This window comes from Mesorhizobium sp. M7A.F.Ca.MR.176.00.0.0, assembly GCF_004023165.1.
Taxonomy (GTDB): domain Bacteria; phylum Pseudomonadota; class Alphaproteobacteria; order Rhizobiales; family Rhizobiaceae; genus Mesorhizobium.
Window position 1 is genome coordinate 37177 of record NZ_RZTC01000064.1, and the last position, 1219, is coordinate 38395.

At 64.8% G+C, this 1219-nt stretch carries 1 protein-coding gene and 1 pseudogene; both read left to right on the forward strand.

What is annotated here, in order from left to right; genetic code table 11:
* A partial coding sequence (locus tag EOB59_RS36495; RefSeq protein WP_245486688.1) for a YcjX family protein occupies positions 1 to 958 on the forward strand: 958 nt, incomplete at its 5' end.
* A pseudogene (locus tag EOB59_RS20975) lies at positions 955 to 1219 on the forward strand (TIGR01620 family protein); the annotation flags it as partial. The gene EOB59_RS36495 and the pseudogene EOB59_RS20975, both read left to right, overlap by 4 nt.

A 1219-nucleotide genomic window follows, 5' to 3' on the forward strand; every position in this document is an offset into this window, starting at 1 on the left:
GTCGCAGGCTTGGCGGGCGCTGTCGGCTGGGATCGATCCGGACGCCGATGCCGACGAGATGACGGCGCGCCGCCTGGCCGAAAGCTTCGCCGCCTATCTGAAGGCCTGCAAGCTCGACGAGCGGGCGCTTTCGACTTTGCCGCCCGGCCGTTTCCTGATGCCGGGCGATCTCGAAGGCTCGCCGGCACTGACTTTCGCGCCCCTGGCCGGGATCGGCGACAGGCGTCCGCGCGCAGGGTCGCTGCACGCCATGATGGACCGGCGCTACGAGGCCTACAAGACCCATGTCGTCAAACCCTTCTTCCGCGAACACATCACCCGCCTCGATCGCCAGATCGTGCTGATCGACGCCATGCAGGCGCTGAACGCCGGCCCCGGCGCCATGGCCGACCTGGAACGCGCGGTAACCGAGATCCTTAGCTGTTTCCGACCCGGCCGGGGCAGTTTCCTCACCGACCTGTTCTCGCGGCGGATCGACCGCATCCTGGTTGCCGCGACCAAAGCCGACCATCTGCATCACGAAAGCCATGACCGCCTGCAGTCGATCGTGCGGCGGCTTGCCGACCGCGCCGTGGCACGGGCGAATTTCACCGGCGCCGACGTCGATGTGGTCGCCATGGCGGCGGTGCGCGCGACGCGCGAAGGCACCGTCAAGCAAGGCCGAGAGACGTTGCCAGTCATTATCGGCACGCCGATCGCCGGCGAGAAGATCAACGCCGAAACCTTCGATGGAAAAACTGAAACAGCCATATTTCCTGGTGATTTACCGGAGAAAATTGATGCGGTTTTTGATCTTTCGGGAGCCGATCACAAGCAGGATGCCGCGGACCCTGCAATCCGCTTCGTCCGTTTCCGTCCCCCAAAGCTAGAACGCACGGCCGAAGGTATCACCCTGTCGCTGCCGCATATCAGGCTCGACCGTGCCTTGCAGTTCCTGATCGGAGATCATCTGGCATGACCGCGCCCCGCAAGCCGGCAGCGTTCCGCATCGAGCCGGAAGCCGAACCAAGGCAAGAGGAGCCGCAGGCGCGCCGTGCCCAGGCCGACATCCAGCGTAAACCCCGCGCGATGAAGACCGATGTCGCGATGGTCATCCCGGCGGAAGTCGATGTCTTCGACGAGCCCGACTTCATTGCCGCGGAGCCGCCGCCGGCCATTGCCCCCAGGAAGCGTTCGCTGCTCGGCAGCATCTTCTTCGGCGCCTTTGGCGTGCTTGTTT